The 12,130-nt window shown below is 65.4% G+C and carries 13 protein-coding genes; 8 read left to right on the forward strand and 5 right to left on the reverse strand.

Annotated features, from left to right (window positions below):
- The 3 genes from AC56LH_RS12680 to AC56LH_RS12690 form a co-directional block, all read right to left on the reverse strand.
- Entirely contained in the window at window positions 1–1,122 is a 1,122-nt protein-coding gene (locus AC56LH_RS12680; protein ID WP_499646504.1) for a M14 family metallopeptidase, read from the reverse strand.
- 89 nt (window positions 1,123–1,211) lie between these two features.
- Complete coding sequence (locus AC56LH_RS12685; RefSeq protein WP_499646506.1) at window positions 1,212–1,577, reverse strand: hypothetical protein; 366 nt, start codon at window positions 1,575–1,577, stop codon at window positions 1,212–1,214.
- A 191-nt stretch (window positions 1,578–1,768) separates the two neighbouring features.
- Window positions 1,769–2,083 carry a KGG domain-containing protein gene (locus AC56LH_RS12690; protein WP_499646508.1) on the reverse strand — a complete coding sequence of 105 codons (315 nt, stop codon included), beginning with the start codon at window positions 2,081–2,083 and terminating at the stop codon, window positions 1,769–1,771.
- A 335-nt stretch (window positions 2,084–2,418) separates the two neighbouring features.
- Here AC56LH_RS12690 and AC56LH_RS12695 point away from each other — a divergent pair, with 335 nt between their 5' ends.
- From AC56LH_RS12695 to AC56LH_RS12705, 3 genes are all read left to right on the forward strand, one after another.
- Entirely contained in the window at window positions 2,419–3,243 is an 825-nt protein-coding gene (locus AC56LH_RS12695; RefSeq protein WP_499646510.1) for a hypothetical protein, read from the forward strand.
- A 181-nt stretch (window positions 3,244–3,424) separates the two neighbouring features.
- A complete protein-coding gene (locus AC56LH_RS12700) occupies window positions 3,425–4,072 on the forward strand; it encodes a glycosyltransferase family protein (protein WP_499646512.1) in 648 nt (215 codons plus the stop codon).
- Entirely contained in the window at window positions 4,069–4,632 is a 564-nt protein-coding gene (locus tag AC56LH_RS12705; RefSeq protein ID WP_499646514.1) for a D-glycero-alpha-D-manno-heptose-1,7-bisphosphate 7-phosphatase, read from the forward strand. Before AC56LH_RS12700 ends, AC56LH_RS12705 begins: the two co-directional genes overlap by 4 nt.
- Here AC56LH_RS12705 and AC56LH_RS12710 read toward each other — a convergent pair.
- Window positions 4,629–5,270, reverse strand: coding sequence for a cation efflux transmembrane domain-containing protein (locus AC56LH_RS12710; protein ID WP_499646516.1), 642 nt, complete (start codon window positions 5,268–5,270; stop codon window positions 4,629–4,631). The genes AC56LH_RS12705 and AC56LH_RS12710 overlap by 4 nt on opposite strands.
- A 97-nt stretch (window positions 5,271–5,367) precedes the next feature.
- On the opposite strand from AC56LH_RS12710, the gene cadR reads away from it, so the two are divergent.
- Complete coding sequence (cadR, locus tag AC56LH_RS12715) at window positions 5,368–5,763, forward strand: Cd(II)/Pb(II)-responsive transcriptional regulator (protein ID WP_499646518.1); 396 nt, start codon at window positions 5,368–5,370, stop codon at window positions 5,761–5,763.
- Window positions 5,764–5,805: 42 nt separating this feature from the next.
- On the opposite strand, the gene AC56LH_RS12720 is transcribed toward cadR, so the two are convergent.
- Complete coding sequence (locus tag AC56LH_RS12720; RefSeq protein ID WP_499646520.1) at window positions 5,806–6,045, reverse strand: hypothetical protein; 240 nt, start codon at window positions 6,043–6,045, stop codon at window positions 5,806–5,808.
- A 231-nt stretch (window positions 6,046–6,276) separates the two neighbouring features.
- On the opposite strand from AC56LH_RS12720, the gene AC56LH_RS12725 reads away from it, so the two are divergent.
- From AC56LH_RS12725 to AC56LH_RS12740, 4 genes are all read left to right on the forward strand, one after another.
- Window positions 6,277–7,299, forward strand: coding sequence for a transporter (locus AC56LH_RS12725; protein WP_499646522.1), 1,023 nt, complete (start codon window positions 6,277–6,279; stop codon window positions 7,297–7,299).
- A 78-nt stretch (window positions 7,300–7,377) separates the two neighbouring features.
- Window positions 7,378–10,209, forward strand: coding sequence for a hybrid sensor histidine kinase/response regulator (locus tag AC56LH_RS12730; RefSeq protein ID WP_499646524.1), 2,832 nt, complete (start codon window positions 7,378–7,380; stop codon window positions 10,207–10,209).
- 85 nt (window positions 10,210–10,294) lie between these two features.
- Window positions 10,295–11,458: a sensor histidine kinase gene (locus AC56LH_RS12735; protein WP_499646526.1), complete on the forward strand. Its 1,164-nt coding sequence runs from the start codon at window positions 10,295–10,297 to the stop codon at window positions 11,456–11,458.
- A gap of 44 nt (window positions 11,459–11,502) precedes the next feature.
- Window positions 11,503–12,048: a GNAT family N-acetyltransferase gene (locus AC56LH_RS12740; protein WP_499646528.1), complete on the forward strand. Its 546-nt coding sequence runs from the start codon at window positions 11,503–11,505 to the stop codon at window positions 12,046–12,048.
- The last annotated feature ends 82 nt before the right edge of the window (window positions 12,049–12,130 follow it).

Consider the following 12,130-nt stretch of genomic DNA (forward strand, 5'->3'; position numbering starts at 1 on the left):
TCAGCCCAGCCCTTGCAGGATCGGTTGCAGCATGGCGGCGCCCAGGCCTGCGCTGCGCGCGCCGTTCCAGCCGGTGTGCGCGTCGGGCAGGTTGGCGTTGTCCTTGAACGGCATCTCCAGCGTCAGGGACAGGCATTTGTAGTGGTGGCCGACGTACTTCGACGCCAGCGTGAGCAGTTCGTCGTTGTACTTGCTGGCGGCGTAGCCGAATTCTTTCTGGAAATCCGGGCTGCAGGCGATGTAGCGGTCGATGAAGGCGGTTTGCTCCATGGCGCGCTCGGCCGTGAAATCAGCCAGCATTTCGCAGCCGGCCACGAAGTTGTACGGCAGCGCTTCGTCGCCATGGATGTCGAAGAACATGTCGATGCCGACTTCTTCGATCTTGCGCTTGACGCACAGTACCTCGGGGCTGCGCTCGAGCGACGGGTTCATCCATTCGCGGTTCAGATTGGCGCCGGCGGCATTCGTGCGCAGGTTGCCGCGCACCGAGCCGTCCGGGTTCATGTTCGGCACGATGTAGAACACGGCGCGCTGCAGCAGCGTGCGCGCCACCGGGTTGGCGCTGTCGAGCAACGCATCCATCATGCCTTCGACGAACCACTCGGCCATCGATTCGCCCGGGTGCTGACGCGCGATGACCCAGATCTTCTTTTCGGCCTGCGGATTGCCGATCACCACCAGGTTCATGTCGCGCCCTTCGACCGTGCTGCCGAGGTCGACCACGCGTGCGATCGGGTTGTCGGCCACTTCGCCCAGCAGGCGCAGGTGGCGTTCCCAGCTGTACGGCTCGAAGTACGCGTAATACACGCTGTCCGTTTCCGGCGTGTGCTCGATCGTCATCACCTGGCCATCGAACGTGGTCGGCACGCGGAACCAGTTGTCGAGGTCATAGCTGGCCACTGCCTGGTAATCCTCGAACCCCTTCGGATACGTGGCCTGGCCCGCGTTCAAGAAGCGCATCGTCACGGCCTGGTCGCGCGCACCCTGCAGGCGAAAATGGAACCACTGGTGGATGTCGGCGTGCGAGTCGGCGCGCAGGTTCAGGTCGATCCGGGACGGATGCTCGGCGTTGACGACATCGATCGATCCGGCGTCGAACATCGTGCTGATCTTGATGGACATGGTGATCCTTTCATGGCCCGCCGTGGAAGGCGGCGCAGGGTGACAAAGCGCCGGACGCGAGCCCGGCGAGAGGCGCGGACGAACAGTATTTACTGCGCGTCGAGGTCAATCAGATCCTTCGTATACATCGCCATGATCTGGCGCATCAACTCGACATTGCCGCGATCGAGCACGACCGTCAGGTCCGGCTTGGTCTCGAGGGCAAAGGTCATGCGGATCATGCCTGGCAGCTCTTTGCAATTGACGTACTGGACGCGCGGCGTGTTCGGATTCTGCCAGTCGGCCTCACCGATCACGGGGCCGGCGGGGGGCGCCTTGAGCTGCGGATCCTTGTTGGCCGGCAGATGCTTGAGCAGCCAGAACACGACATTGGCCGGGATATGCACGGCGACATCGCTCGCACCGATGGTGGAGAACTTGGTTAGCAACAGGTTACCAACCCGGTCGCAGGACATGGACAGGCTCTTGACTTGACGAATGACCGCTGGTTTCACGACGTTGATCCTCGGGGGAAGGTTGAAAAAGGCGCTGCGATTCTACCGCATCCCCCCGGCCTTTTGGGCAGTTTGCACCGCTGGACAGCAAAACGGGGAGCATGACGCTCCCCGTGAATTGCTGTGCCGGCGCGCTGTTGGCGACAGCGCGCTTATTCCTTGGCGCCACCGCTGCGGCTACCGCTCCCTGCGCTCTGGCGGTTACCGCTCTTGACCGCGCTGCTTACCATGTCGGCGGCGCTTGCTGACTGGCGATTACCGTGGCTCAGGCTGCCTGCGCGGCGGGCTTCTTCGGACGTGAATTCGTGCGCCGTTCCCTTTGCGTGTGCGGCCTTGCCGCCCTGGCTGGCGATTTCACGCTGGCGTGCAGGATCCATCGATGCAAAGCCGCGATTACGCGTGCCGCTGGCACTTTGACTGTTACCCGCCGTGCCTGATTGCTTGTTACCCTGATTGCTTGAGGCCATGATGAGGTTTCTCCCATATCCACGATTGGAAACCGCCGCGTCCTGCGGCAGGCTTGAGGCCTGCCGACGCCAGAATGGCGGCGACGATGAGCCCAAATCCATAGTAGGCACGCCTTTTGGAAGCTGCTATAGGAGTAGTCCAGATGACTTTGTAGGACAACGCGCGAGAATTAGTGCAGTTACGAAATTAAATTTCTGCCATTCATTCTTCGGCTCAGGAACAGTCCTACATACACCCCCTACGTGCTCCTATTCTGTGCGCCCCCGGGTGCGCGCATGATGGACCCATGCGGCAGGCATCGACCTGGCAGTTCACCAATACACAGGAGACCGACATGGATGCAAACCAACGTAGCGAAGTGAATAACCAGACCAATAACGGCGCCAACGAAAAGTGGAATGCGAACGCCAAGGGCGCAACGCGTGACGGCGCCACCGAGCAACGTGAACCATCCGGCACCGGCATGGCGCAAACCGATCGCCCGGGCGCGGCAGAGGGCCAGCTGGCCACGACCGGCGCGCAGCAAGGCACGACCGACAGCCACCAGCGTGCAATGGAAGCGCATTCCGGCGAATGGGGTCAGTTGAACGAACCCGTGGGCAATCGCCAGGGCGAGACGCGCACTGTCGATAACCCGAACGCACCGGCGTCGGTCCAGCCAGCGCATGCCGGCGGCACGACGGTTGGCACGGGCGTGGATACCGGCATCGTCCCTGGCACCGGTACCGAAGATCGTAATGCACGCGGCACCGAAGCCGGCGTGCCCGGCGTGCAACATGGCGACATCTATGGCAACCGCCAGAGCGTGGACAATGCCAACGGCGACAATCGCGCCGATACCCAGGACGCCAGCTCCAGCAAGATCCAGGAAAGCACTGATCGCAACGGAACGCAGACGGGCGAAACTCCCCGCGAAGTGCCGGCCGACCGCTTCCACCAATCCAACGATCTGGCCGGTGGCCTGCCACGCAGCGGCGGCAACAGTGGCCCGCGCACCGAGGGCGAGGGTTACCAGACGGGCGGCAGCATGAACGCCGAACCGAACCCGGTGCATGAATCGAACGATGCGGCAGGCGGCTATCCGCGCAGCCCGGGCGGCGCCAACAAACTCGCTGGCGACAGCAAGATGGACGACGACACGGGCTTTTCACGCCAGTAATCGCGCAGGTTGTTCGCAATAACACATTCCGGGGCGCCATTGGCGCCCCGGTTTGCATGCGGGCGCGCTTGATCCAGCGCCAAGCCGCCCGCCACCGCTGGAACCAGTGCACGCCCTTGGCAGTCGAACCGCTCGCCATCGCCACCCATGTGCGGTGGCACGCAACCAGCGGAGACTTGCCATGCCAGCGCTGCACGCCCCACCCTGCCCTGCCGCCGCACCGCCTTTCGGCGCGCACCCGCCGCGGCCCGTCCTGGCGCGGCGCCGGCTGGGCATCGATCCTGCATGCTTCGTCGTGCTTGCCAGCCACCTGCATGCCGGTCGCCTCGCGCCACGCGCCGGCCTCGACACCGTGATCGTGGGGGTTGCCAGGCTGCGCCAGCGGCATGGTATCGATGCGATGCTGCTGGTTGCCGTGGGCGCCGGTGCGGATGCTGATGCTGATGCTGATGCCATGGCTGATGCCGATGCCATGGCTGATACAGATGCTGACGCAGAACTGGCGCGACTGCGCGAACTGGTGCGCGCGCTGGCCATGACAGCGCATGTCCGCTTCATGGTCGCCGCGTCGCTGAACAGTTTGCGCGACTGGCATGCGGCGGCCGACGTGCTGGTCAGTACGCCGTGGCGCATGGCAGGCACCGGCATCGCGATCGACGGCGGGCGCGATGCGGCGCGCGGGCGGGCTACCGCCGTCGTCCTGCCGCCGCGCGATGCCGAGACGCTGACGGCCCATCTGGCCAGGCTACAGCGCCGGCGCGCCCCGGCGCAGGTAACGGGCGACGCCAATCGCGTGACCCTGACCGCACCGTGCAAGGCGCCCGCATGAAAGCCATTTTCCTGGACAACGACGGCACGCTGGTCGACGACATGCCCTTCGCTGCCGAACCGCGCCGCATCCGCCTGGTCAGCGGCGCCGGGCCCGCGCTGCGGCTGCTCTCTGGCCTCGATTACCGGTTATTTGTCGTCGCCAACCAGTCCGGCATCGCGCACGGCTGCTTTGGCGAAGACGCGATGACCCCGATGTCCGACCGCTTGCGCGACCTGCTGTTTCGCGAGCAGCTCACGCTCGACGGCTTTTACTATTGCCCGCACCATCCGCTGGGCACTGTCAGCAACTACGCCCATGCCTGCACCTGCCGCAAGCCGTCACCCGGCATGTTGCTGCGCGCCGCACACGAGCACGACATCGACCTGCGCGCATCGTGGATGATCGGCGACATCCTGCACGACGTCGAAGCCGGCAACCGCGCCGGCTGCCGCACGCTGCTGATCGACAACGGCAACGAAACCGAGTGGCGCCTGGGTCCGCGCCGGCTGCCCACCCGCATCGCGCCCGATCTGTACCACGCGGCCATGCTGATCGCCGGGCATGGCGACCAGCGCTAACGGGCCGGCATGCGAACGAGCGCCCCTTGCTGCAATTCGCCCCGTGCCTGCCGGATGATGTCGCGCGCCGCATGCAGGCCAAGCAGCGCCATGATCGACGCCACCACGATATCGGGCCAGCCGGCGCCGGTGCCGAACACGCCCAGCGCAGCGAGCATCACCGCCACGTTGCCGATCATGTCGTTGCGCGTGCACAGCCATACCGAGCGCATGTTCGCGTCGCCGTTCCTGAATGCGTACAGCAACGCCGCCACCGCGCCATTGGCGGCAAACGCCAGCACGCTGACCAGGCCCATGGTCTGCGCCTGTGGCACGTGGCCCCCCGTGCCGAGCCACACTGCCCGTCCCAGTACCAGCAGCCCGAAGGCGCCCATCACAAGACCCTTGGCGTAGGCTGCGCGCGAACGCCATACGACCGCCAGGCCCAGCACGAACAGCGAAACGCCGTAGTTGGCGGCGTCGCCCAGAAAATCGACCGAGTCGGCCAGCAGCGCCACCGAGCCGGCGGCCAGGCTGCTGACGATCTCGACGCCAAACATCACGAAGTTGATCACAAGGGCGGCCCACAGCACTTTGCGATAGCGCCCGTCGGGCGGCGGCGTGGCAGAACTGCACGATCCGGAACAGCATGACGACATATGCACCTCCAAAAACAATGGATGCATTAGAATCCCTGTAGTAACTACAAGGTCAACGTCTATGTCAACGTCAACGTCAACGTCAAGGTGAACGAGAATGCGAATTGGTGAACTGGCGAAGCTGACCGGGTGTCAGGCCGAAACGGTGCGGTTCTATGAACTGAAGGGGCTGTTGCCGCCGCCCGTGCGTTCGCAGGCGAACTACCGGGTCTACGATGCGAGCCACGCCGAGCGGCTGCATTTCATCCGGCGCTGCCGGGCATTGGGGATGTCGCTGGCGGAAATCGCCACGCTGCTGGGCTACCAGGACCAGCCGGAGCGCTCATGCAGCGGCGTCAATGCGCTGGTCGACCACCAGCTGTCTGAAATCGATCGCCAGATCGCTGAACTGCAGCAGCTGCGCACTGCCCTGTCGACCGTGCGCGCGCGCTGCGACTCGGTGCAAACGGCCGGTCAGTGCGCGATCCTGCGCGAGTTGACCGAACCCGCCTGAGGCTGCGCCGGTCGCCGGTCGCCGGTCGCTGCTCCCTGCCAGTTACATGCGAGGATCGTCGATCGCGACCTGGTCGTCCATGCGCACGTGATAACCCATCAGCACGCGGTGGATGACGGCGCCTTGCACGCCATGCTGCTTGAGAAATTCGACAGCGCTGAGCGTGCCCAGGCTGGCCTGGATCTGCATACCCTGGCGCACGATGTGGGTGGCATCCGCGTACGGATTGGATTGCATGTACGGCAGGCCGACATAGCGGCGATCAATCTGTGATGTTTGCATCTGATTTCTTTCGTGGGGCGCGAGCACAAAAAATCCGTCGGCATTGCCGCCGACGGAATAACGCGAAATCCGTCGGGGATCACGCGAGAGAGAGACACAGCACCGATCTTAGCGGCGCTACATTTCAGCTTGATGACATCGCGCTAGCGTGCCGACATCGCACCTGATCCTGCACATGGCGCGCGTGGATGGCTCTACAATTGCCCATCGTTGATTCAACCTGGACGGGAAATGGCGGCATCCAGCTTCAATTACGGCTCAGACAATTCGGGCCTGGTGTGGGGTTTCCTGATCGATCCCGAGGCTGCCGCCGCACCCACTGCGGTGCCCATCGGCGTGGCCGACGCGGTGCGCTGGATGGCGGCGCCGCAGCCGAACCAGTTCATCTGGCTGCACTTCAACCTGTCGAATACCGCCAGCGAGCGCTGGCTGCGCCAGCACGCCGGCCTGGCCGACGAGTTCTACGCCACACTGCACCAGGGCTCGCGCTCGACCCGCATCGAAATCGCCGATGACGCCCTGATCGCCGTCATCAACGACGTGCTGCACGGCTTTTCGCTCGACAGCGCCGAGATCTCGACCTTGTGGGCCCACGTCACGCCGCACGCCGTCATCAGTGCGCGCCGCAAGCCGCTGGCCTCGATCGAGCGCCTGCGCCAGGACGTGCTGGAAGGTGCGCCGCTGCGCTCGTCGAGCGAGTTGCTGGTGCACCTGCTGCGCGACCAGGCCGATGTGCTGGTCAACATCGTGCGCGATGCGGTAACGCGCGTCGACACCATCGAAGACCGGCTGCTGGCCGGACGCCTGACACGCCAGCGCGAAGAACTGGGGGCATTGCGGCGTGTGCTGGTGCGGCTGCAACGCCTGCTGGCGCCGGAACCGGCGGCGCTGTTCCGGCTACTCCAGCGCCCGCCGGTCTGGGTCGATGGCGACGACCGGCAAGACCTGCGCCAGGCCACTGAAGAATTCACCGTGGTGCTGAGCGACCTGGCCGCGCTGCAGGAACGCATCAAGCTGCTGCAGGAAGAAATCGCCGCGCGCGTCAACGAAGACAATGCGCGCAGCCTGTACCTGCTCACGATCGTGACGGTGATGGCGCTGCCGATCAACCTGATCGCGGGCCTGCTCGGCATGAACGTGGGGGGTGTGCCGCTGGCGGAAAACAGCCATGGATTCTGGATCGTCTGTGGCCTGATCGCGACCTTCACCACGGTCGCGGCCTGGTTGCTGCTGCGCCTGCAACGCAACACATGATTGCCGCACGCCATTGGCATTGCGCATTGCGCAGCCAGCCCGTATCTTGAACGTTCGACCATCCCACCATCGAACCCCTTGAATTCACCCTTCAGTTTTTTGGCCGGCGGCGGCGAGATGGGCGCCCTCATGCGCGCCCACGACTGGCAAGCTACCCCGCTGGGGCTGCCGGATACCTGGCCCATGGCGCTCAAGACCATGGTCCGGGTCGTCTTGTCGAGCAATCACCCGATGTTCATCTGGTGGGGCGACGAACTGATCCAGTTCTACAACGACAGCTACCGCCAGACCCTCGGTCCGGAACGCCATCCGTCCGCGCTGGGCCAGCCCGGCCGGGATTGCTGGGCGGAAGCCTGGGACCTGATCGGCCCCGAGATCGAGCGCATCATGACTGGCGGTCCCGCCGCCTGGCATGACGACCGGCTGATCCCCCTTACCCGCCATGGCCGGCGCGAAGACCTCTGGTGGACCTACGGCTACAGCCCGATCGAGGACGAAGGCGGCGTGCGCGGCGTGCTCGCCATCGTCAACGACGTCACGCACAGTCACCTGCTGCGCCAGCGCCTCGAACAGACCCACCACGCGCTGTTCGACACGATGGACGAAGGGTTCGGCATGATCGAGATGATCGACGATGCCAACGGCAAGGCAGTCGATTACCTGTTCGTCGAAGCCAACCCCGCGTTTGCCCGCCACACGGGCCTGGTCGACAGTATCGGCCAGACGGCGCGCGCGCTGGTGCCCGGCATCGAACAGAGCTGGGTCGACATCTATGACGATATCGCGCGCAGCGGCGTGCCACGCCGCTTCGAGCAAGGCTCGGAAGCAATGGGGCGCTGGTTCACCGTCTACGCCAGCCGCATCGCGCACCCGACCCGGCGCCGCGTGGCGCTGCTGTTTACCGACATCAGCAACCAGAAGAACGCCGAGCGCGCCCTGCAGGCGAGCGAAGCGGCCGCGCGCGCCGCCCTTGCCCAGGCCGAGGCCGACCGGCGGCGTCTTGATGCGCTGCTCAGTTCGGCACCCGTGGGCATCGTCTATGCCGACGCCCAGGGCGCGCTCTCGTCGGCCAACCCGATGATGCACGTCCTGTGGGGGGAGTACCCGATGACCACCAGCACCGAAGGTTACGCCGACTGGCGTGGCTGGTGGGCCGATGGTTCGGCACGTCACGGTCAGCTGGTGCAGGCCCGCGACTGGTCGCTGGTACGCGCGCTGCGCGGCGAGCAGGTCGACGCCGACTTTGTCGAGATCGAACCATTTGGCCGGCCGCATGAGCGGCATACCCTGCTCACCCGGGCCGCGCCGATTCGCGACGACGCCGGCAACATCACCGGCGCCGTGGCGGCGTCAATGGACCTGACGGCGCAAGTGCAGGTCCAGCGCGCGCTGCGCGAGAGCGAAGGTAAGTTCCGCACGATGACCGAAGCGATGCCGCAGATGGTGTGGTCGGGCCTGCCTGATGGCACCAATGATTATGCAAACGGGCGCTGGTGCGAATTCACGGGGATGTCGAGCCAGGCGCTGGCCGGCAGTGGCTGGACCCGCGCCATCCATCCCGACGACTTGTCGGCGCTGCGGACGCAGTGGATGGCCAGCCTGGCCAGCGGCGCGCTGTTCGAGATCGAGCACCGGCTGCGCCACCACAGCGGCGACTACCGCTGGGTGCTCAACCGCGCCCTGCCGGTGCGCGACGAGACCGGCGCCATCATCCGCTGGATGGGCACGGTCACCGACATGCACGACCACCGGCTGGCCGCCGAAGAGCTCAAGGCCGCCAATGCCCGCAAGGATGAGTTCCTGGCGATGCTCGCGCATGAGCTTCGCAATCCGCTGGCCCCGATCAGCACCGCTGCCCAGATGCTCAAGCTCTCTAACCTCGATCCGAAACGCACCGCGCATGCGGCCGACGTGATCGGCCGCCAGGTGCGGCACATGGTCGAGCTGGTGGACGATCTGCTCGACGTCTCGCGCGTCACGCGCGGCCTGGTCGAACTCGAGCGCCTGCCGGTCGATCTGAAGACCGTGATCCATAGCGCCATCGAGCAGGCACGCCCGCTCATCGAAAAAAAAGGCCACACGCTCGCCACGCGCCTGGGTGCGGCCAACGTCACTGTCACGGGCGACCGCAAGCGGCTGGTACAGGTGATGACCAACCTGCTGGGCAACGCGGCCAAGTACACGCCGGATGGCGGCGAAATCACCGTGTTTGCCGAAGCCGACGCTGCTACCGGCTGCGTGACCCTGTCGGTCAGGGACAACGGGATCGGTATCGAGGCCAGCCTGCTGCCCGACATCTTCGAGCTGTTCACCCAAGCCCGGCGCACGCCCGACCGGGCACAGGGCGGGCTGGGCCTGGGACTGGCCCTGGTGCGCAGCATGGTGACGCTGCATGGCGGCAGGGTCGAGGCGCACAGCGACGGCCCCGGCCGCGGCAGCTGCTTTGCCGTCACCTTGCCGCTGGGCCCGGGCGGGGCCGGTCCCGCCGCCGCCACGCACGACGACAGCGCGCTGGCTTCGCACACGGCGCTGCGCATCATGATCGTCGACGACAACCGCGACGCCGCCGAGTCGCTGGGCATGGTGCTTGCGGCCGTGGGCCACACGGTGCAGGTCGAGGAATCGCCCCATGGCGCGCTGGTGCGGGCCGAAGCCGAGGCGTTCGATGTCTGCCTGCTCGATATCGGCCTGCCCGACATGGACGGCTACCAGCTCGCGCAGCGGCTGCGGGCCACGCCACGCGCGGCCGGGGCAGTCATGCTGGCGCTCAGCGGCTATGGGCAGCCACAGGACGTGGCTGCGTCGCAGGCCGCCGGCTTTGCGCGGCACCTGGTCAAGCCGGTGGACATTCCTTGTCTGCTGGCGTTGCTCGACGAACTGGCACCGGGCCCGGGGCGCCTGCCGACCTGACCACAATCGGACGGCACGCTCTCTTGGAGCGGCGTAAGATGGCCGCTCGTCAATACGATATCCGCCAGGGAAGGGACACCATCCAGTGAGTTTCGCCACCGACCAGCAAAGCGCTTCCGGACAATTGTCGGCCAATGCAAAGCAAATGCTGGGCTTGCGCGAGGCCGTCTTCGCGACCTGGGAGGCACGCGTGCGCGAACAGGTGGCCCAGGCGCGCCACGTGCAGCATCCGATCCTGATCGATACGCTGCCCGTGTTCTACGACAATATCGTCCAGAGCATCAGTCCCGACTACCCGCGCGCGTCCGCCGTGGACGGCACCACCGTGGCGGCCGAACATGGCGGCGAGCGCGCACGCATCACCTCGTATGATCACAGTGCGCTGATCGAGGAGTACCAGATCTTCCGCTGGGCCATCTTCGAGGTGCTACACCGCGAACAGGTTGCCCTCGATCGTCGCGAAGTCCATGCAATCCACGCATCGATCGATTCCGGCATCCAGGAAGCGGTCGAAGCGTTCTCACTGGTGCACAGCGGTTTTCGGGAACGCTTCGCCGCCGCGCTCACGCACGATATGCGCGGTCCGCTGGGCGCCACGGTGACGGCGCTTGAACTCATCCTGCGCAGCAATGACCTGGACCAGATCCGCGTGGTGGCCGGCAAGGCGCTGGCCAATACCCGGCGCATGAGCGGCATGGTCGACGAATTGCTCGATACGATGGCGTTTCACAGTGGCGAGAACATTCCGCTGACCATCACGGACATTGCGATGGGCGATCTCGTGGCCGAGGTGCTGGCCGACGCGCGCACCGCGCATGGACCGCGTTTCGAGCTCGATGCACAGCCGGTCAATGGCTGGTGGGATCGCCCTGCCCTCAGGCGGGCGATCGAGAATCTGGTGTCCAACGCCGTGAAATACGGGGCGCCGGATACACCGATCACCGTCAAGGTGGCGCAGCTTCACGAACGCCTGAAGGTGTCGGTCCACAACGACGGCCCGCCGATCCCGCCACACGAGCAGGAATGCATCTTCCAGATGTACCGCCGCGCCGAACTGGCGCAGCGGGGCGATCCGCAAGGCTGGGGCATCGGCCTGCCCTACGTGCGCGCAGTGGCCGAAAGCCATGGCGGCAGCATCGGTCTGGACAGCAGTCACGAGCGTGGAACGAACTTCTTCATCGATATCCCGATCGACGGGCGCGCATATGGCGGGAGACCGACGCTGGTCACCGGAACGCCGGGCACTTGATGCCAACCGACGCGCGGCTGCAGCACCACCACAGGGAAACTGACATGAAGCATGCCATTACGCTACGCACGCTCTCGCAGCACGAGGCGCTTGCCTGCAGCGAGCAACTGGCCGACGTGCTGATCGATTGCGTCGAAGGCGGCGCGTCGGTCAGCTTCATGCTGCCGCTCGCACGAACGACGGCGCTGCAGTTCTGGCACGACGTCGCCGCCGGTGTGGGGCGCGCAGAACGAACGCTCATCGTGGCCGAAGACAGCGCCGGCATCCTTGGCACCGTCCAGTTGATCACGGCGATGCCGGACAACCAGCAACATCGCGCTGACGTGGCTAAGCTGCTGGTGCGGCGCCGGGCGCGCGGTGCAGGCGTCGGCCGGCGCCTGATGGAAGCGGTCGAAGATGCAGCACGTGCCCAGGGGCGCAGTGTGCTCGTTCTGGACACCGCCGACGCGGTCGCCGAGCGCCTGTACGAACGGTCGGGATGGCAACGTGCCGGAGTGATACCGGATTTCGCGCGCCTTCCCGATGGCCCGCTGTGCGCAACGACGTTTTTCTACAAACGCTGCCAGCCGGCCGACGCAATAGCGTGCTGATCTGTGATCCAGGGGTACGATACAATACGAGCAATTAAAACGAATTCAGTGAATTCTCATTGATGGCGAGATTGGCGGGGAG

It is taken from the genome of Telluria sp. LT1R51-2, from assembly GCF_059685775.1.

Bases quoted from the DNA above. Each gene is read 5' to 3' on its own strand.
- AC56LH_RS12705 (WP_499646514.1), top strand. From the start codon at position 4,069: ATGAAAGCCATTTTCCTGGACAACGACGGCACGCTGGTCGACGACATG.
- AC56LH_RS12740 (WP_499646528.1), top strand. From the start codon at position 11,503: ATGAAGCATGCCATTACGCTACGCACGCTCTCGCAGCACGAGGCGCTT.
- AC56LH_RS12680 (WP_499646504.1), bottom strand. From the start codon at position 1,122: ATGTCCATCAAGATCAGCACGATGTTCGACGCCGGATCGATCGATGTC.
- AC56LH_RS12725 (WP_499646522.1), top strand. From the start codon at position 6,277: ATGGCGGCATCCAGCTTCAATTACGGCTCAGACAATTCGGGCCTGGTG.
- AC56LH_RS12690 (WP_499646508.1), bottom strand. From the start codon at position 2,083: ATGGCCTCAAGCAATCAGGGTAACAAGCAATCAGGCACGGCGGGTAAC.
- AC56LH_RS12695 (WP_499646510.1), top strand. From the start codon at position 2,419: ATGGATGCAAACCAACGTAGCGAAGTGAATAACCAGACCAATAACGGC.
- cadR (WP_499646518.1), top strand. From the start codon at position 5,368: ATGCGAATTGGTGAACTGGCGAAGCTGACCGGGTGTCAGGCCGAAACG.
- AC56LH_RS12720 (WP_499646520.1), bottom strand. From the start codon at position 6,045: ATGCAAACATCACAGATTGATCGCCGCTATGTCGGCCTGCCGTACATG.
- AC56LH_RS12710 (WP_499646516.1), bottom strand. From the start codon at position 5,270: ATGTCGTCATGCTGTTCCGGATCGTGCAGTTCTGCCACGCCGCCGCCC.
- AC56LH_RS12685 (WP_499646506.1), bottom strand. From the start codon at position 1,577: ATGTCCTGCGACCGGGTTGGTAACCTGTTGCTAACCAAGTTCTCCACC.
- AC56LH_RS12700 (WP_499646512.1), top strand. From the start codon at position 3,425: ATGCCAGCGCTGCACGCCCCACCCTGCCCTGCCGCCGCACCGCCTTTC.